The 18,851-nt window shown below is 63.1% G+C and carries 11 protein-coding genes; 8 read left to right on the top strand and 3 right to left on the bottom strand.

Features of this window, described 5'->3' with window-relative positions; all coding sequences use genetic code 11:
• Nucleotides 1–64: 64 nt before the first annotated feature.
• From ABLE94_RS19265 to ABLE94_RS19245, 6 genes are all read left to right on the top strand, one after another.
• Nucleotides 65–760 carry a tyrosine-type recombinase/integrase gene (locus ABLE94_RS19265; RefSeq protein WP_348809562.1) on the top strand — a complete coding sequence of 232 codons (696 nt, stop codon included), beginning with the start codon at nucleotides 65–67 and terminating at the stop codon, nucleotides 758–760.
• Nucleotides 761–1,043: 283 nt separating this feature from the next.
• Nucleotides 1,044–1,373, top strand: a complete 330-nt coding sequence (locus ABLE94_RS26470) for a helix-turn-helix domain-containing protein (protein ID WP_425476247.1) — start codon at nucleotides 1,044–1,046, stop codon at nucleotides 1,371–1,373.
• Between the two features lie 1,912 nt (nucleotides 1,374–3,285).
• Nucleotides 3,286–5,469: a type IV secretory system conjugative DNA transfer family protein gene (locus tag ABLE94_RS19260; RefSeq protein WP_348809557.1), complete on the top strand. Its 2,184-nt coding sequence runs from the start codon at nucleotides 3,286–3,288 to the stop codon at nucleotides 5,467–5,469.
• A gap of 216 nt (nucleotides 5,470–5,685) precedes the next feature.
• Nucleotides 5,686–6,084 (top strand): hypothetical protein, encoded by a 399-nt coding sequence (locus ABLE94_RS19255; protein WP_348809556.1) that lies wholly within the window; start codon nucleotides 5,686–5,688, stop codon nucleotides 6,082–6,084.
• A gap of 462 nt (nucleotides 6,085–6,546) precedes the next feature.
• The gene (locus tag ABLE94_RS19250; RefSeq protein ID WP_348809555.1) at nucleotides 6,547–6,714 is read left to right on the top strand and encodes a hypothetical protein; all 168 of its coding nucleotides are present in this window, start codon (nucleotides 6,547–6,549) and stop codon (nucleotides 6,712–6,714) included.
• A gap of 90 nt (nucleotides 6,715–6,804) precedes the next feature.
• Nucleotides 6,805–7,365, top strand: a complete 561-nt coding sequence (locus tag ABLE94_RS19245; RefSeq protein WP_348809554.1) for a hypothetical protein — start codon at nucleotides 6,805–6,807, stop codon at nucleotides 7,363–7,365.
• 87 nt (nucleotides 7,366–7,452) lie between these two features.
• Here the strand turns inward: ABLE94_RS19245 and ABLE94_RS19240 are convergent, their stop codons facing one another.
• The 3 genes from ABLE94_RS19240 to ABLE94_RS19230 all read right to left on the bottom strand — a co-directional run bounded on the left by ABLE94_RS19240 (nucleotide 7,453) and on the right by ABLE94_RS19230 (nucleotide 12,660).
• A complete protein-coding gene (locus tag ABLE94_RS19240) occupies nucleotides 7,453–9,555 on the bottom strand; it encodes a hypothetical protein (protein WP_348809553.1) in 2,103 nt (700 codons plus the stop codon).
• Nucleotides 9,556–9,685: 130 nt separating this feature from the next.
• Nucleotides 9,686–11,980 (bottom strand): hypothetical protein, encoded by a 2,295-nt coding sequence (locus ABLE94_RS19235; protein WP_348809552.1) that lies wholly within the window; start codon nucleotides 11,978–11,980, stop codon nucleotides 9,686–9,688.
• Nucleotides 11,977–12,660, bottom strand: a complete 684-nt coding sequence (locus ABLE94_RS19230; RefSeq protein WP_348809551.1) for a hypothetical protein — start codon at nucleotides 12,658–12,660, stop codon at nucleotides 11,977–11,979. Before ABLE94_RS19230 ends, ABLE94_RS19235 begins: the two co-directional genes overlap by 4 nt.
• 1,194 nt (nucleotides 12,661–13,854) lie before the next feature.
• Here ABLE94_RS19230 and ABLE94_RS19225 point away from each other — a divergent pair.
• On the top strand, nucleotides 13,855–14,481 hold the full coding sequence (locus ABLE94_RS19225) for a hypothetical protein (RefSeq protein ID WP_348809550.1): 627 nt from the start codon (nucleotides 13,855–13,857) through the stop codon (nucleotides 14,479–14,481).
• A 942-nt stretch (nucleotides 14,482–15,423) separates the two neighbouring features.
• Complete coding sequence (locus tag ABLE94_RS19220; protein ID WP_348809549.1) at nucleotides 15,424–18,780, top strand: NACHT domain-containing protein; 3,357 nt, start codon at nucleotides 15,424–15,426, stop codon at nucleotides 18,778–18,780.
• The last annotated feature ends 71 nt before the right edge of the window (nucleotides 18,781–18,851 follow it).

Here is an 18,851-nt window from a genome sequence, read left to right as displayed (position 1 = left end):
ACGCCGTCGACCGCATCCTCGACTGGACCCTGTGGCGCCGACGTCACCAGAAACGCGCCCAACAATGCCACCAAAACCGCAGGTCACAACAACAATAAACCCGATCTACGGCTGTAGTACTAGTCCGGCGGAGAACCCCCGATTCAAACGCCACGGAAGGCGGCCCCCGCGGCGGCCTATCACATTGCTCACAGTCAGCGAAATCGAATCTGGCACAGCCAAACTGCCCGAGTATTATGCCCTCGGCCTCCCCCTGATGGCGTGGTGCTCGTTTAGGTTCGCTGAATTGTCCGAGCTTCGGGTGAAGGACATCGAGGATGGACCCAGGGGCATGGTGATCCACGTGCGCAGATCCGCGCCACTCGTCAACGGCAAGCCGAAGGTCAAGGACGGGGTCAAGTCAGATGCGGGAGTTCGCGATGTATGGGTTCCCAGCCCTCTCGCCGAACAGATTCGCAACCGGCTGAAGGTCATCGACAACAGTCCGAACACGTTCGTGGTCAGCAACCATCGTGGTGACCGACTACCCCGTTCAACGTTCACCAAGCAATTCAAGAAGGTGCTCCCACCAGCCAAGGCCGAAATGCATGTTCACGCGTTGCGCCACACAGGCGCAGTCTTTGCCGCTTGGGCCGGAGCAACAACCGCCGAGCTACAAGAACGGCTTGGGCACGCCACCATGGAGATGGCTGCGCTCTACCAGCACGTGGCCGAAGGTCGGCAGCAAGCGATAGCCGAAAGAATGAGCGACCTCCACTGACCCACCAGCACGAATTCCGTTACAAGACAGCATATTTGACCGGCCGCGAGAGTTGGCTAGTGCTCGCCCACCCGGGACGTAGTCGTATCTTGTGCGGCCCGCTTTTCGCATCTTTCGCGGCACGCGATGCTCACTTCGTTCCCAGTCGTAGATCCTCATCCGAAAGCGTTATCAGCTTAACTACGCCGGGACCCCCGATTGCCCTCTTCGCTGCAAATCAACCGACTACACGCAACTGATCAATACAGTCCATCAACGCTGAACGTTCCAGCAATCCGCGTGCATGCATGCACGCATGCAGCCATGCTTGCATTTGCGAAATACCCACTACTGCAACATAATTGAGAAATATCCGCTGGTAGACACACGCGACTTAATGTGGTCAGATCTAGCCATGGCACCAAATCCGCATCACCACCACACCCATCAAGTGGTCCCCCCGCGATACGGTCCCGATCGTTTGTTTTTCTCCTACTCGGAGGTCGCCGGCATATACGGCATATCAGTAGCCACAGTGCGCCGCCGCACCGTCGAGAAGCGCATCACAGTCACCAAAGTCGGACGACAACACAGGATCCATCGGGACGACATCCGGCGATTTGGCGAGTCATGATGCGTCGCCCCCTCTTGGCCTGCAGTGGTGCGGCACTCATGATTTTGTGTGGCATTTGCGGGTGCTCGACTCAGCTGCCCGACGCAGCGTCACCTGCGTCCCAATCCACCTCACCGTCGACCTCGGTCGTCGATCCGAACGCCACGTTCAGTGTGCCGGCTGGTCTCCTAAGCGTCTACGTTAGATCGCCGTACCTGTGCGCCGTCGGATGGTCGGACCCATCGATCATCCCCGCGTGCTCGCTGGGCCTCTACCCGCGCCATGTCGATCCGCAACCTCGCCTCGTCACAATGCGCACGACGTTCGGCGGTGTGCCGCCATGGCTCGCGGATCGCTACACACGCGCCGCAACATCATGCGAGGCTTCTTGGTCACTCCAAGACGACGCTATCCCCGCATGTGCTCTAGGGCTGACCGCGCGGCCCGGGGCCCGTTTCGACCCTCCAGCACCGAGCATCAAATAGACTTTGGCACAAAATGATACAGCCACATCGGTCGAGGACTTCGCGGTGGTTTCACATGGCGAAATGCGTTCTTTCGTGGGTAGCCCAGCCAGGACCACCACCCCTAGCATCCAACAACACTGCTAAAGAGAGTTTCCATGGACACCTACACTGCGGCACGGCACCGGAGGATTCTCGAACGCCTCACCTCACCGTCATCGCGAGTCCACTCGCTACACCGCGAACCAACAGCTCGCGTGTCGGACGGCACTGAGCCGCCACGCACTCGGTACGACGCAAACCTGATTCGGCGAGTGCGGCTCGTCGGCACTTACGGGCTCGATAAATCCGGGCTCCTCGCGTGGTCCACCGGTGAAAAGCTCGGCGTAACACTAATTCTGGCTGAACTTCCGAGCGGACGACCCTGGTGGGCAACGCACGATTGCACACAGCTACCGCCAGTCCTCTGGTCTCAACTGGGGTGGACCCGAGAGGCGGCGCTCCAGCGATGGGCAGCGAAGGTCCACAACGGCGATCTATGGCGAGCCGACTGGTGGATTACAAGACTCGCCGAGCGAGTGCAGCGGGATCATCTTTAGTCGTAGATGATCTACACCCCAATCCTTCACGACTTGGAGAGATTTTAGCGGTGAACAGCATAAAGATCGGGACGACAGCCGGTTTGGGGCTTCTTGCATGGCTACTTCTTCCTCGGATGGTGGTCTGGTCGAACGATCCGGACGGCGGATCCGCACGTTCGATCGTGGCAGTGACGGTCATCGCGGGATTGCTGGTCGGCCTCGTGTGGGTGTGGATGTTTACGCCATCGCGGACACCGGCCGAGTGGATGCCGAACAGCGGCAATCATGCCGCAGCTGCAGGCAACTCCAGGCCCCTGACCGCAGGCGTATCGGTAGCCGGCCAGACACTGACCCCGACGATGCCAGACATCTCCGAGCCTGGCGCGCCTGAACCCCCGCTGTTTCCAGGCCAAGAGCGTCGCGGATGGTGGGGCTTCGTCGACGATGTACTCGACCCGATCCCAGACCGTACTTGGCCCGATGGAAGCGCCCTCGCGACACTGGTTCCACACGGACGTCTACAAGACGTCACCGACCTCGCCACGCGTGTTGCATGGGTATGTGAACGCACCGGATGGGGGCGATTCGGCCAAGACGACGAGGGGTTCACACCTGCTATACGGCTCGCGTCGGTACTGCCCGACTCCACAGGCAATGGGGACGCCCAGCTGAACTTCGAGGTCTCGAAGCCAGGCACGACAGTAAGCGATCTGCAGGGCCGAATACCTGTGCTGCTGCAGGAGCTACGTCTCCTGCGGGCTGTCGGTCAAGCTGGGCGCGAACACTCCACGGGCGCTCTGTGGCTGTGGGTGAGTAACCGACCTGCTTGCGAAGACGACGACCCGACGGCGCCTGGCTCTACCGAACCCGATGAGGAATGGGACGACAATGAGTGGTGATTTCGCGTGGGACGAACCGGAATGGGCCGTATCACCACAGCCGCAACTCCCCGAGCCATCCACCTCGGAAACGGCGCCCGCCTGCGCACGCGGTGCTCCAGGCACTCCTGAGCCGAAAGCGCCCGACGCGAAGCAGGTCACGGCGCAGGAGGAGCACTGCAGCGATCACGAGGCGATCGGGAGGGCAAAGGAATTGGTCGCGGCGGTGGCCGCTGCCCACCCCCTTCGCGGCCGCCGCTACGACCATCAAGTGCAAACCAGCACGCAATGGCTACGAGTGGTCGATAAACCAGCGAGGTTTGCGAAGGAATCGGTGGCCGGCCAGCACAACGACGTCTGGTCGGCGACAGCGCGGGCGGCGGGGTTACGACGCCTTGTCGTCGACGACGTCTCCGTAGACGAGCTACAGGTGGTACTCGGTGTGCGAGCACCGAGTGATGGTCCGATCAGCGGAGATCAGTTGCGCGCAGTGCAATCGGCGCTCCAGGGCAAGATTCCCGGGGCCACATCCGCTGAAGTGTGGGGCACACACGAACGACCGGATGTGCTCCTGGTGTATGCGCGCCGCCCCCAGCCTCGCAGGGTCCCGGCCTCGGTTCGCGAAGCTCCGCGCATTGGCAAGCTGTATACCGACCGCGACTACGCCCGCCGCTTGTTTCGGGATGAAGCGGGACTGGCGCGCTCCGAGTCGACCTTACGCCCCGACGGCAGCCGCTATACCCGTTGGTCGGCACCGAAAGTCGTTGCTATCGAGGACCATGACGACGGTCCGGCGATAATCATCAAACCACTGCCAGGCCAAGTGCTGTCAGATTTCGTGCGCGCACTGCCGCGCCTGCAGCAGGCCCTTGCGCTTCCCAACGCGGCAGTTTGGTACGACTCAACTCACACTCGTGTGGTGCTGGCGGCTCGATGCACCGTCCCCAGCTGGCCGGACCGCGTCATCCCCGAACCGGATTCGATGCTTCGGGTGCGCTCGGAAGCCGAAGCGATCGCTGGCTATCCCGAACTCGCCCTCCCTGTGGGACGCACCATCGACGGCGACGACATCAAGGTCCGGCTCCAAGACGCCCTCCACGTACTCGTCGCGGGCGGCACGGGCGCCGGGAAAACCCGCACCCTTCTGACCTGGGTGACGATGCTTCTCGCCGGCGGCGCGATCGTCGTCGTCGCTGACGCAAAAGGCGAAGATGACTGGAGCCCACTGGCCGAGTACCGAGAAGGACCGGGAATCGTGATGCTCGCTCGCACCATCTCGGAAATCCTGCGCGCAGTCGCGTTCGTCGCGCGCGAGCGTGAAGAACGCGCGCGACGTTCTCGACTCATGAAGTCGCACGGCATCGAGGGGTACGCCGAACCTGCCCTCGTCTTCATTTTCGATGAGTTCAGGGCCTTCCGGCTAGACCTTGCCGAGCGCAAGATGCAAGGCGACGCCGCGTCCGTGATGAGTGCGATGAACGGCTTGCTCAGCAAAGGTCGGAGTAGGCGCGTTCATGTCATGTTCGTCGCCCAATCTGTCTACGACGATAGCTTTCCACGAAAATGGATGAGCAACATCCGTCTGCGCCTGTGGCTCGGCAAAGAGGGGTCGGCCACCGACTTCAGAAATTTCGCCGGCGGCGACGCGGGTGGAGCCGTCGCAATGGAAGCCGCCAACCACATCCCCAAATCCGCACGCGGCCGAGGCATCGTCATGCAAACCAGCAGCGACGACACCGAAGGTCAGGCCAGTGCTGCGACGTTGTTCCAGGCCCCCTACGGATACACACCGGGAATCGACCCCGTCAAAGAAACGCCCGACAGCACGACACTCGACGCGTGGGAACTGTTTCGCCATGAATTCGAGGCGGTGCCGCGACTGGTCCCGCGGATCGGCATCGACTTCACCCAAACCACAGGTGTAACTCCCGACACCTACGTCAAGCAGTCGAAGGACGGCACCATCTCCCCGCCCACGGCGCCGGGTGGCGACGCCGCTTGCTGGCACTCGTGGTCGTACGCCGAAATCGCTCAGTTGCCACTAATCCCTCTGGACGACACCCGAGGTCCGATTCACAGCCGGGAGCGCTTCGACCCGACATCGCCGGCATATGAGGGAGACCTTGAACCGGATGGACCCGGTACGCATTTCACACCGCGGTTCAGCGATGACGTCCCGGCATCAATCTCATGACGGCGACCGCCGCGGAATCTGATCCACTGGGTTCGTTGTCGAGCGGCAACCCGGCGTTCGCACTACTCGCTCTCAGTCCGTGGGTTGGTAGTCCCACCGATCGATTCCGCCCTCCCCCTCGACCCGCACGAAGTCGACGCCCGCCGCGGATGCATATGGCCGCACACCCAGGCGTGTCTTCACTGTGGTGGCCGAAAGACCGGTCGCTTCGCGAATTTGAGCGACGGTCGCGCCACCCAACCGGGCATACGCCAACAAATCCCACAGCAACTCGTCGGTACGCTGACTCGCGAGTCGGTGCGCATGGGCGGCCGCGAGGACCTGTCCGATCGTTGGTCGATCGGTGGCCTGGCGAAGCTCCCCAAACGGTCTCGCTTGGTCGACCCCGGCGTGCGCGAGATCTCCAAGAACTCGGCCGAGCTCGTGGCGCGCTACGTCGTTGGCTCGAGGATCGCGACGGGTCATCGTGCAAGCTCCTTTGTACGGGCCCACCCGCACTTCAGACGGGCGCATCGGGATGGTTCTGTCGGCTGGCGCCACCGTTACAAGGTCAAGCCGCCTTCTCGTGCACTGGTCAATTTCGCCAGCAAACTCTACGAGATGTCCAAATTATAGACGCACTGTGCGTCCGCAACCTGGATCTCGGACGCACCGTGCGTTTCTGGGTACGCACTGTGCGTCCAGGACGAATGTGGGTAACTACGTCTATGGCCAACTCGCCGAACTGAGCGTGGGCGTCGATCGGCGAGCACCGGCTCGATTCTCCCGCGCGCCCTGCGGCGCGCCGCTCACCACGACATCGTTCCCGACGTCATAAAGGGCTCTACGTCGAAAGAGATGAGGAAATAAACGATGAGTAAGAACCACCGAACCCGTGCCGCAAAGGCGAGGCGTCGAACGAAGCGGACGCGAAACCGCCACGATCATTACCACGTAGAACGCTATGACGATGTCGTCGCTATTCCCTACAGGGAGTACCCTCAGGCTGCTAAGCGAGCGGCCGAGGCTACCTCCAGTACGAGCGTCCAGACTTTCATTGACGTTCTCATGGGCTCAACGATCCGAGTCGGTCCAATCATGACCCCAGACGGACCGGCATACCCGCCCACCACCTTCGGCCATTGGGCAGCTGAGACCGGCCGGGACGTCGAATCGCTCATCTATTTCCTCGAGGAGGCACGGAATGCGGGGCTCCTACGCTGGCGTCGCGAGATGCATGCCTACGAGATGCTCGCTCCGCTGTAATCAGCAGGACTGCCCGCCGACGAAGCCACCGCACGTCGGCAAGTATGAGCGACTTTCACCCGATTGACCGACCGAAATCAGGAGAGTTCGATGAGAATCACAGCGATCGCAATCTACGTTCCCGAACCGGCCCTGGGATTGGCTAGCGACTTCTATGCGGCGCTCCTCGGCGCCCATTCTCCTACACTGCAGAACGGTGACGAGCCGCACTATCTCATCGCATCAAGTACGCTGAGCATTGAGGTCAATCCGGCGACAAACTGCCCGCACACCACGATGCGGATTGAGCTCAGCGGGGATGCAGAGTCGGCAACCAAACGCCTCGGCGACCGACTACGTACGGCATTTGAAAGAACACCCGACGGGGGCGGGTGGTGGACCACCGACCCAGGTGGCAACACGGTCGTGCTTGTGAAAGGCCTTAGCGATCGCGGTGACGCGACTGCGATGACGCGGAGGTTTCGTCGCGGCGATTTGGTACGCATTTCGCCTGACGGAAAGGTCTACAAGGTTATTCGACATACGTGGGACGGACGCGCTTACCTTTCGGCCGACGCTGACCATCCAGAGGCAGCGACCCGGCTACCCGCGGCGGACAAAGCCTACGACCCCGACACTCTCATCCCGGTCACGTCCGATTTACAGAGTTGAGCGAAGGAACCATCAGGGAGCGTCGGTCAGACTAGCGGCGACGCTTCCCGGCGCAGCGGCGACGACGCGTGCCACGCCTGCGGATGATTAGGCCTTGGCCTTCTTTGCCGCCGGAGAGCTCCGATTTCCAGGCACGTCGACCAGAATCAGATACCGAGGCTGGTCGTCACCCTCAACGTCGACAACCGCGTGTGTGAACAGGGAAGTCAGGTGTGGGTGTGGCGCTCCTGTCGGATAGGCCCGGGTCCGCAGTGCGACGACGAAACCGATCCGGATATCCGTGGCCTGATAGGTCGCGGCCTGGCTCAGGTACGCGCCCTTCTCCGACAACGGCTTCTTCGTGTCGTCCGCCTTCAGCTCGAGGTAGATGCTGAAGCCCGCGTACTTGATCCGCAGATCGGCCCGGCCACCTCCGATCTGCTGTACCTCGGTGTCCACCGTCGCCCCGAACGCTGACCACAAGTATTCGTATAGGTCATCGTGAAGCGCCGCTTCGTCGGCGTTCGGGTCGTACAGGTAGGCCCGGCGGTTTTCCTGTGCGTTCTGCCGGCTGCTGACGAATCGCACCATCTGCAGCAGAACCTCGTTGACGGCGTCCTTGACCTCCCCCACGTAGTCCGGTGACGCGGACAGGGAGACTTGGAGCATCGTCAATACCTGGTTCTCCTGAAGGGTGGTGTGTCTAGAGAATCCGGTGTTTTCGACGGCTTGGACCAGTCGTTCAAGCGTCCCGGGCGCGAAGGCTGCGATCGCGGCGGCAGCCTCCGGGTCCGATCCGAGGATGTCCTCAAGCTGGGGCGGCAGCGACGTAGTGGCCGTGCCGCCGCCACCTTTTCCCGGCGGCCCGCCCTGGTCAAGGATCCTGCGCGCCTCTGCCAGAACCTGCTCAGCCGCGCGCTGTTGTTCGACGAGGTCGGACCGATCCTCGTCTGTGGCGCACTCAATGCGCACCGCGATTCTGCCGATGTAGACATCAAGGTTCGACACGAAGGCCGTGTTCGACGCGAACCCGGACTCGATCACCGGCTGCACGACCGTCAGAACTCCGTCGAAGTCCTCTGCACGGCGCACCATCTCGACTGACCGGGACGCCCGGTAGACGTGCATGAGGTCGTCGATCGCCTTCTCCGGCTCGTAGAACGCTTCCTGCAAAAGCTGTTCCCGCGCGGTGGCGAGGTCCTCGACCAGCATTACCCACGCGGCAGACGCTTGTCGTTTCACGTCCGCGTACCAGTGGTTCAAGCCGCTCAGGCCGATGTCGATGCGAGTCTGCCGCTCCACCAGCTCCCGCACGACTTGCGCCGTCGGCAGCACGTCAAGCGCAGCGGCGCCGGCCGCATCGCCGGCACGCAGCAGCCCCGCGACAGCTTCCACGATCGGAACGAGAAGTCTCGCATCCTCGCGGCCGTAGGTTTCGCCGCCGAGCGTGAGGTACTGGATGCTCCTGTCGAGTTCGCGCAGCATGGACTCCGCGCTGTCGGAGCGCAGCGCTTGAACCAACGCGATGTTCGCCAGCACCCATGAAGCATCCGATGCGACATGGTCCGGGTCTGCGCCGTCGACATGAGTACCTGAGGACGCCTTAAGTCCGGCGACGGCTTCCACGACCGGCACGAGGCCGACAGCTTCGGGCCAGTGATCCACTGCGGTGCCGACCGATCGTGCGATCGCGGCTGCGAGCCGCTTGGGCATCGGAGCCTTGACCTCCTCCAACGCTGCCAGGAGCCCGAAACGCGATCCGTACCCCCCGACTCGTAGCCGAGTCACCGCCTCCAGGGCACTCGCCGCACGAGACACTTCATGGAGATTCCCCGATGGCGCCTTAGTGATGGCCCTGACCTGTTCGAGCAATGCATCGGCAAGCTGCTCGCCCGCGATGTCGAGTGCAGCGGGCGCTTCCAGCAGTGCGTCGAGCGACTCCGCGAACCCTGCCGGGCTCTGCATCGCTGCAACCGCGTCCGCGATCTCCGGCAGTGCCGCGTTCGCCTCCGGTCCGCCTTCCGGCACACACAGAGCTGCGATCCGCACCAGCACCACGGAGGCTGGATCCTCGGGTGCTCCTCGTAGCCCATCGACGACGCGCTGCCATCCGCCGAGCTGGTCGATCGCATCCGCCGGTGGCTTTCCCTTCCACTTCGTGAGCAGTTCGCACAGCGTTGCGAGCACCGAGTCAGCGGGCGTCTCGCTCACCGGCTTATTCCTTCGCATTCGGGCCGCCGCCCCACGAAGTCGGGGTGGCGGTGCGCACAAGATCGTCGTTCACGGTGCTGGACTACCAGCCGTACGTCCACAACCCTGTCACGCGGCGCGTCTCGTGGGGTCACCACAAGTAGTCGTCCCCGATCGCGAGCCTGCGGTTCTCTTCCGGCAGGCAATCCACGAGCGGTCGTGTCGTGCGCGTGCCCACGAAGATCTGCATGCCGGCCTTGCCCGCGACATCGACCAGCGCCGCGATTAACACCGCGAGATCCTCCTCCGGCATCTCCTCCGCGGCGGGGGAGTCGAGAACCAGGAACCCAGGGTGGCGGCCGATGCCTGCGACGTACCCATGCTTGATGATCGCGACCGCGGTCGCGATCTTCACCCGGAGTTTCTCGCCGGGGGTCAGAGACGAGTACGTCGTACGCCCGTCGCCTTTCGTGACACTCAACCGCCCACCACCTCCGAGCTTGATGTTCGAGAGGCTGTCAGCGCCGAATCCGACGGCGAGTGTTTCGATGTCGGCCGAGATGTCCTCCAGCAACGGATCCTGCTGCTCACGAACCCATTTGGACAGAACAGTGTTCGCCGCTTCGAGGACCTCGAAGGCCGTCGTGTCGACCGAGTCGCCAACGAGGGAGCCGGAAGCTCCACTCAGCGCGCCGAGTGCCCCTTCCGCGCGGGCCAGGTCGAGCTCGAGTGCCCGACGCTCCTCAGCAACCGTGACCTCCCGCATCGCATCGACACCCTGTGCTTCCGCTGAAGCCAACCCCTCCTTCTTCGTGGCGATCTCGGCATTGAGCGCATCGATCCGGTGTCTCGCCTCTGCGAACGCGGCCTCAAGCGCTTGAACTTCGTCTACAGGCATGTCGTCGTCGGTGACCGGGGATCCGTCGGCGGCCGTGGCCGGGACTGCATCGACTTCCTCGAGTTGCAACCCCTTCGAGCACAGAGAGCATTCATGCCTGTCGGTCTCGGCGGCATGCTGTTCTGGCGTGATCGTCGAGGTGCACCGCGGGCACACCGTCGGCCGCATCTGGTGGAAGAACTGTGTCGCGAGGGCATCCTCGAGCTGCGTATGAGTGCGCGCCTTCGCGGCCCGAAGCTGGAGCCGCACCGTATCCAGCTGTGAGTCGGCTTCCATCACCGATCGCTCCAGAACATGCACTTCGTGCGCCAGCTTCGTCGCCGCAGCGGCCGCCGAGTGGAGCTTCGCTGCGTCCGGAGTCCCGGTATCTATCGCCTTCATAGCGGCGCTGAGACGATGTACAGTCGCCTGTGCCTTCTTCCGCTGTTCGCTGACCGCCTGATCGGCGACTTCGGCCTTGGCCTCCGCGGCAGATCGCTCAGCTTCCCATTCTTTGAGCGCCGCTTGCGTCGCGACGAGCGCAGGCCCCCAGTCGGTTCCGACTAACATCTGCAGCATCCGGACGCCCAGGACCTTCACGTTGCCGACCACCGGGTCTAACTGCTCGGCGCGCACTGCGAATGCGCTCGCGTACGCCGGCCACCGGTGCACGACTTCGCGGTCCTTGGTCCACGTCGGGATCTCCGCGAGCCGGAGACGGGCCATCATGACCGATCCCATGACGCCCACGAACTCCTCTTCGCCGTCGAAGCTTCCCAGCGATCGGAGTTGTTCGGAGCCTGCGACGAGGCCGACCGTCCCGACGGCGTGACCATTGTCAGCATCGAACTCGACCCGTACGCTCTCGGTTCCGATCAGCCAGTCGACTTCGACGTGCCGGATCCACTTCTTGTTGTCGACCTGGAAGTTCGCGCATCGCCCTGACAACGCCCACATGATCACGTTCAACACAGTCGACTTACCGCGCAGGTTCCGGTTGCTCCCAACTCCGTTGACACCGGCCGGCGGCTCCCACGTCCACGAGAACGGTATCTCCACGCTCGGCACGTTCTCGGCGACGTCGCCCTCAGCTGGCTCACCATCCCCGCTGGTATCCGCCTCGTCGGCGGTAGTGTGGACGCCGGTATCCGCATCGGCTTCGACGTCATCCGGCCGTGGCGCAGGATCGGCGGCATCCATCGCAGAGTCGTCGTCGGGAACGATCACGTCATAGCCGACCGCGAGTTGATGTGTCGCCGGTAGCCGCTTCACACCTGCGAAGTGAACGCGGCTCACTCGCAGGGACACGGGGATCGCTTTCGAGGCGTACGCCGGGATGTCGTGCTTCTCCAGGATCTCGTCGACGGTCTCAGCCGAGATCACGTCAGCGGTACCGGCGGCCGCAGCCCCGGCAACGTCTTCATCGAAGTCCCGCTCGTCAATCGCGTCATCGATGGGCAGTGAAGATGGCGCGGGGCCGTCCTCTGCGTTCCTCTTCTCGGCTGCCCGTGCTGCTCGCCTGGCAAGCCGAGCGAGCTCAGCGACAACCGCGTCTGCCAGCACACTCACGAGTTCTCCTCCGCTCCACCATCGTGCGTGTGGGCGACCAGACGCACGCGAACTCGGTCCGCAATCGACGCGATGTTCGCGCCAAGGTCAGTGTTCGCGTAGGTGGTCTGGAGGTACTGCCTGTCCTTCAAGCGGCTCCCCACTTCGTCACCGGCAACAAGCGCGACCAGCTCGACCTGCTGCGAGTACCACCCCAAGGTGGCGTCCTCGGCCAGCGTTTGGGCCGCCGCGGCTCCCGCTTCGGTCAAGAAAAACTGGGTCTTCGCCACATTGTGACCCGGCGTTCCTCTTCGTACGGCGGTTGCCAAGTCGTACGTCTCCAGCAGCGAGAACGCGTCGTCGAGCGGCTCGAATGCGCCGTGCAGCCACTTGGGCATTGGGTAGTAGCGCAGGTCCGGCTCCGGATCGTTCAGGAGACGCTCAGCAACACACACGTAGGAGTCGTCGAGGGCGCCGGATTCCACCAGCGTGATGAGTTCGTCCGCCAAGTAGTCAGGGTTACGCAACCAGAAGTCCATCGCTTGCAACCGGAGTTCGCTGCGTACCACGGTGACCGTGCCGGGAGGGTCCGACTTCGTTGGTTGTTCACCGCACCGATGCATCAACGCCAACAAGCGAATCGCATGCTGGGTTCGCGTCGCCGATGGCCGTGACAGGTCGAGTTCGCCGTCCGTCGACACAGCGCCCTTTCTCTCAGAATACGTGTAGCACGGAGCTTATCTGGGCACCTGCCGGGAGTATCAGAATCCGCGACGCCCGTCGTTGCCCACGGGCGAGTGTCAGCCTGATGCCCTGAGCGGAGGTCCCGACAATCGAGGTCAAGCCCTTGGGTGATGATGTATTGGAGGATCCTTCGTCCGGGCGAGTCGGTTAGGTGAGTGCGGGTACCCCCTCGGTTGTGCTGGTTGCGAAGTCCTGCGAGTCCGAATTTGCACATTTCCGCAAATAGGTATTTCAATGTTTACCCAAACAGCTAAACCGGAGGAAAATGCAAACTAGTTCTCGCACTCGCCCCGGGCGCGCCGAAGAGTAACGACCTACTATTATGTTGAACAATTTTCCGGACAATCGGAAAGAGGATCACAAAGTGGGGTGTTCGATTGAGGGAGCGTTCGGTTACGTCACCGTCCCCGGATATGGGGCTGTCGTGATGATGCGCCGAGTCGAGTGCAATGAACTGCCGACGCCGCGTGAAGAGCCTGGCGGCCACAGGTGAGTCATGTTGTACGGCTGGTCAATGCGAGCACGGACAAGCTTATCTATCAGGTCTGCTATTGGGACCCACAGCCTGGCAAATGGGTAGGGGTCGAGACCTTCGCGGGCGATGCCGCGAAGTCGGAGGCGTTCGCTCTATGCCACTACCTTAACGGCGGCCACCTCGGCGAGCTGCGCTAGAACTCAGCCTACGCCCGTCCGCCCAGTGTGAGAAAGAATTTCGCGCGACAAGTGTCAGACTACCCGTGTAGAAATGAGATCCACACCATCCCATCTGTCCACTATGCGAGGGGCCCCGCTGGTGCGAAAAATGTGACTCTATTCGAAAGCAACTCGACCAAGGTCGGACAAGTACCAATCACAGAGGCCGCGTCGCGGATAGATAGTGTCCCCGACCATGCCCGACGTCCTCGGATTACTCTCTGCGAACTGCTCGTCGGAGTCGCAGGAGGTTCGGTCATCGCATACGAACCCCGCGGCGGTCGATCGTGGAACCTGGGAAACGCAGATGTGTTCGTCACTGCGGCAACGCGTCCAGCTCACGACGAACTCCCCGCCATCGCAACCGAGAACGTCCTAACGACAGCCGCCGGCTATCCGGGAATACGCGAGTTGCCCTGGAGAGGTCGTGACGCCCGAGTCGCCATATTGGAGGACCCATGGAATGGCATGAAGCCACCCGAACACTTGAGCTCACCGCCCGCAACGTCGCGGTGCTCATCGCGAAGCTCAACGATCCGCAGTCTGCCCGCATGCTCGCAGCGGGCACCGGCGACGCCACTGTCCACGCGGTTGAGGCAGCTACCCCGGCGGAGCTGACCGCCGGCGTGGCCGAGGGCATCATCACCGTGACGCGCGAGCAGCTCGCCACCCTTTCAACCGAGGGTGCGAGCGTCACCGTCGCCGACGCGACCGTAACGGCAGTGCCCGACCAGGCGCACTACAGCCGCCGTCCGTCCGGGGCCGTTCTGATGCCCAGCTCAGGCAAGCTACTTGAACCCGAGATGGCGCACTGGAAGCTCCGCCATGTCTGTGAGGTCTGCGGCGTCGAGGCCGTGCTCACGGCGACCGAGGCATTCGAGTCCGGCTGGGACTACCCGCCGCGCATCGGACAGTTTGGCGTGGTCGGGCCGCGCACGTGTGGTAGCTGCCCGATGAGCGAGACGGTGTGGGCAGCGCTCGTCCTGCGCGGCACCTCTGCAGACAAGCTCACGGACGCGCAGCGTGACGTTGTGGCCCGCATCCTCGCCGAGCCGATGTCCATCGCTGTCGACGAATCGCCATAATCACTGCCGCCGCGTGATTGGTAGTCCGCGAGATCGTACGGCGGCTTTCCTATCAAGTGACGGCGTCGCATCTACAGCCACTTTGGCGCCGTCCGCTATCGGGCGGATACTCCAGTACAAGGCCATTCCCTGTGTGGCGCGACGTTCGGCTCCCGCCCTCCACAGACGTCGTGGACGCGTCACGATCGTTGAGCAATTGTGAGAGGACCGAACGTGTACCTGAGGTGGATGTTTCAGTGGTTTGTCGCTCGGCGGCGAGCTGCTGACGGCCGCGCTCCGCGCACGTGGCGCCGTTACGAGGACATCGCCGCGTTGTTCACCGGTGATTCTGATCCGGAGTGGAACACTGATCGCGGTCTTGTAGGCCAACAACTTCGTGACCCGTGGTCATTCAGCGATGAGCAACTAACTTCAGACCCCAACGAGGAGTCCGAATGGGTTGCCCCGCTTAGATTCTTGAACAAACAGCTAACCACCTAAATCGACAGGGGCGGCCCCAATCGTCACTTGGACGAGATCTAGACGTCAGCAGCCAGCCTCCAGCCGCCGAGTTTGTCGATCGCATATACTAGAAGCGCCTTGGAGCGGCAGGAATGCCAGCGTCAACTGGCGTTCATATCGAGGCCCCGTCGTGCTGGCGGGGCCTCGACCTTCAGGGGGCTGCGCTGCGGTACTACTTCTGCGCATCCGACGACGGCATGAGTGACTGACCCCGTGTCCGCGATCGTCAGCCGGGGACTTCCGATAGCCACATTTGCGTAGTTTCGGCAGCAGCGACCGGCCATGGTGCGATTCTGGCAGGCAACTCCGAGCCAGTGTCCAGTGACACTCCGGCCGAGTATCTCCACGATCAGCGCAACGCCAGCGGGTTGAATGGAATCAGCATTCGGAGTTCCCGACGCCGCAATTGACACGATCGGGTTGGAGTTCTAGGAGTCGTCCATGCCCGAGAGTCGTCACCGCTACCTCTACGAGCGCCTGGGTGATCACGACTTCCAGCAGCTCGTCAACACACTGCTCGCCGCGCAATTCCCGAACTTCACACCCATGGCGCTACGCCAGGCTGACGGCGGCATCGATGGGCAGCGCAAGCTCGACCCGTCGACAGTGCTGATCTACCAGGTCAAGTGGTCCATGTCCGGCTCGGAGAAGAACCCCGTCAGCTGGCTGGACGCCCAGGTGAAGAAGGAGCTGGACAACCTGCGGCGGCTGGCGAAAGAAGATGTGCGGCACTACGTCCTGGTGACGAACGTGCCGAGCACCGCCAAGCCCGGGACCGGCACCTTCGCGCAGCTGAACAAAAAGCTGGACGCGTATGCCGAGGAGCTCGGCTTCGACGAGATGTCGTGCATCTGGCGCGAGGCGCTCAACTCGTGGCTCGACAACTCCGAGGACTCGATCAAGTGGGCCTACGCCGACATGCTCGCCGGGTGGGACCTGATCCGATTCCTGGTCGCCGAGCAGGTCGGCGCCACCAAGAACCAGGCGGAGCGCAAGCTGATCCGGCAGGTTGCCGCGTCGCAGTGGGATGACGACCAACGGGTCAAGTTCAGCCAAGTCGAGGTGGACCGGAAGAGGATGGCGGACCTCTTCGTCGACGTCACCGCAGAGCTCGTACGCTCCCCGGACAGAGCCCGCGCTCAAGGGCTCTACTCGAACGAACTCGGCGGCGCTGCGCATCACCTGCTGCACACACCGATGCCGTTCACACTGGTGCGAGGCGCTCCGGGGCAGGGAAAGTCCACACTCAGTCAGTACATCTGCCAAGTTCACCGCAGTGCATTCATTCCGGAGTCGGAGCGACCCAAGGCCCTACCTGCGCTCGATAATCCACGGTTCCCGATCCGGTTGGATCTGAGCGACTATGCTCTGTGGCTCGCCGGCAACGACGTGTGGGATCACTCCGATGACCGCAAGCGAAAGCGGGATAAGGCGCGCAAGGGCGAGAAGGCGACCGTCGAGTGCTTCATCGCTGACCTCATGACGCATGCGAGCGGCGGCATCACCGCTACTGCCGACACGGTGCAGGGCATCTTCGAACGAGTTCCCAGCCTCGTTGTGCTTGACGGACTCGATGAGGTCGGCAGCGCCAGCACCCGGCGGCGGGTCGTCAGCGAGATCGACGCGTTCGCCGGGCGAGGGAAGTCCTACACCGAGCCGCTCAAGGTCGTTGTCACCACGCGGCCGAGCGCGGGTGCGCTCCCGGAGCCAACCCTGGACAAGTTCGAGATCATCACGTTGAACCAGCTCACGGGCGAGCAACGGGCCGACTACCTGCGCAAGTGGTGCGCGGTCCGGGAAATCAGGGGCAAGGACGGCCGGGAGCTGCGGAAGAGCTTCAACGAGAAGAGCCGCGAGCCCTACATCCACGAACTCGCCGGCAACCCGATGCAGTTGACGATCCTGCTGGACCTGCTCCACCGTCAGGGCGCGGCCACCCCGACACAGCGGACCGACCTCTACGACACGTACGTAGAGCTTCTCCTCGCCCGCGAGGCGAACAAGCACCCCAAGGCCGTTCGCGACCACAAGGAGGAGCTGCTCGAGATCATCCCGTTCCTCGGTTGGTACCTGCACGCGCATACCGAGGAGTCGCAGATCAACGGCCGAATGAGCATCAACGACCTCAAGGCAGCGATGCGCCACTTCCAGCGCACCTACGGCAACCAAGAGTCGATTGTGGACGAGCTCTTCGTAGGCATCAGCGACCGTCTATGGGCACTGACCAGCCAAGTGGACGGCACCTACGAGTTCGAGGTTCTCTCCCTCCGGGAGTACTTCGCCGCCCGATTCCTGTACCGGAACGCAGGCGAAGACAACCCCCACTTCGACAAGGCGATTGTCCTGCGCGAGCTCCTACGCCGCCCATACTGGCTCAACACCGCCAGGTTCTACGGCGGCAACGCGAAGGGCAGCGACGTCTACGTCCTGGCCGCCGGCATCGAACAGGAGCTGCCACACACGTCGGCGCCCGCGTCATACCTCGCCGCGTGGGCACTTCTGACTGACGGCGTATTCCAGCGTCGACCACACGAAGCGCGCAAGGTACTGACGGCACTCTGTGCCGACACGGGGGTGAACTTCCTACTGTCCGCGCTCGACCGCCGAGACATCACCCCACTGCCCGAGCTGCCAAACCCCACGGCCGCCGGTGCTGACCCGACATGGTCACGGCTGACGACACTGATCAGCAAGAACCCGAGTGATACCGCCAACCCCCAACGCGTGCGGGTGCTTCGTGAGCTGCTCAACCAGCGCAGCGAGTTCTCGAAGTGGTGGTACGAGCAGCTCGCAGCAGCGATCGGCACGGAGCAGCAGAACGCGTGGCTCGCGATCGGAGCCTGTTGCGAAGCCGGAGCCGGGGTCACTGTGGACTTCGAAGACATGGACCTCTCGGACGGCGCCGCCGAGCTCTACCTCAGTACGGGCCTGGCCCCAACCTCCGGAGGGGCGTTCGAAGCGGCGCTGCTCACTGCGGTGCTGAACGGCGAGTGCCCGTGCGTTACGTCGACCTGCTCCATGCCTGCGCAAGTCGCCGCAGCTATGGCACCCGAAGAGTTCTTCACAAGCTCCACCACCGGGTTCATCTCCGGCGACGACCGGGCGAAGCGCCGTCGATCTGAGGCCATCACCCAGCTGCGAAAGGCCCGCTCGCCGTGGGAGAAGGTTGCCAAGACGCGTGTGTACAGGCCCGGATACAAGGGCAGCACCTTCCCGTGGGCGGACACCGCCACAGCTGTACACGATCACTATGGACCCTGCTGGACTGCCTCGGAGATCGCAATCATCGGTGCTGCATCCCCCTTCAAGCTCGCGTACACCAAGCGTCCTGAGGCCACCGCGTTCGGGGCGACCGCACACCCAACCGAGCTCCTTGGTCAGGCGCGGGCCAACGTGGGCAAGGCCAACTGGTGGCGCGAGCAGCTGGAGACCGTCGACGACGACCTCGGCCGAGCTGAGTGGGCGTTGGCGCTGTGGTGCGTCGCGACGGGCCCGGTGGTGTCCGAGCTACTACCCGAGCTCGCGGAAGTCCTCGGGCAGCTCCCGGACTCGCGACGGCGGACGGTACTACGAGCGGCGGAGCAGATCGCACGCTTCGGCTGGCTGGAGAAGCGGCTGGTCTCCGGTTACACCACCGACGCCGAGCTCGACGCACTCAATCAACTCCGTGTGCCGGTACCGTCGGCCGAACCAGGAGGAGAGACGGGATCGGCTGGTCAGACGGCGATGCCTTCTCTTCTCAGCGTTGCCCGCGCGGACCGGTGGCTCAAGGTCGACGCCGAGGCCGTCTACCGCTAGCGCGGCTGCGATCGATCGCCGGAAAGGCACCCAGAGCCACCCACCGCCGCGACACGGACGCATCGTGAACT

This window comes from Gordonia sp. VNK1 (assembly GCF_040049135.1).
GTDB lineage: Bacteria > Actinomycetota > Actinomycetes > Mycobacteriales > Mycobacteriaceae > Gordonia > Gordonia oleivorans.
This window is presented reverse-complemented; position numbering and strand designations above follow the sequence as displayed.

Bases quoted from the DNA above. Each gene is read 5' to 3' on its own strand.
- ABLE94_RS19250 (WP_348809555.1), top strand. From the start codon at position 6,547: ATGACCCCAGACGGACCGGCATACCCGCCCACCACCTTCGGCCATTGG.
- ABLE94_RS19260 (WP_348809557.1), top strand. From the start codon at position 3,286: ATGAGTGGTGATTTCGCGTGGGACGAACCGGAATGGGCCGTATCACCA.
- ABLE94_RS19265 (WP_348809562.1), top strand. From the start codon at position 65: ATGCCACCAAAACCGCAGGTCACAACAACAATAAACCCGATCTACGGC.
- ABLE94_RS19220 (WP_348809549.1), top strand. From the start codon at position 15,424: ATGCCCGAGAGTCGTCACCGCTACCTCTACGAGCGCCTGGGTGATCAC.
- ABLE94_RS26470 (WP_425476247.1), top strand. From the start codon at position 1,044: ATGCATGCACGCATGCAGCCATGCTTGCATTTGCGAAATACCCACTAC.
- ABLE94_RS19245 (WP_348809554.1), top strand. From the start codon at position 6,805: ATGAGAATCACAGCGATCGCAATCTACGTTCCCGAACCGGCCCTGGGA.
- ABLE94_RS19225 (WP_348809550.1), top strand. From the start codon at position 13,855: ATGGAATGGCATGAAGCCACCCGAACACTTGAGCTCACCGCCCGCAAC.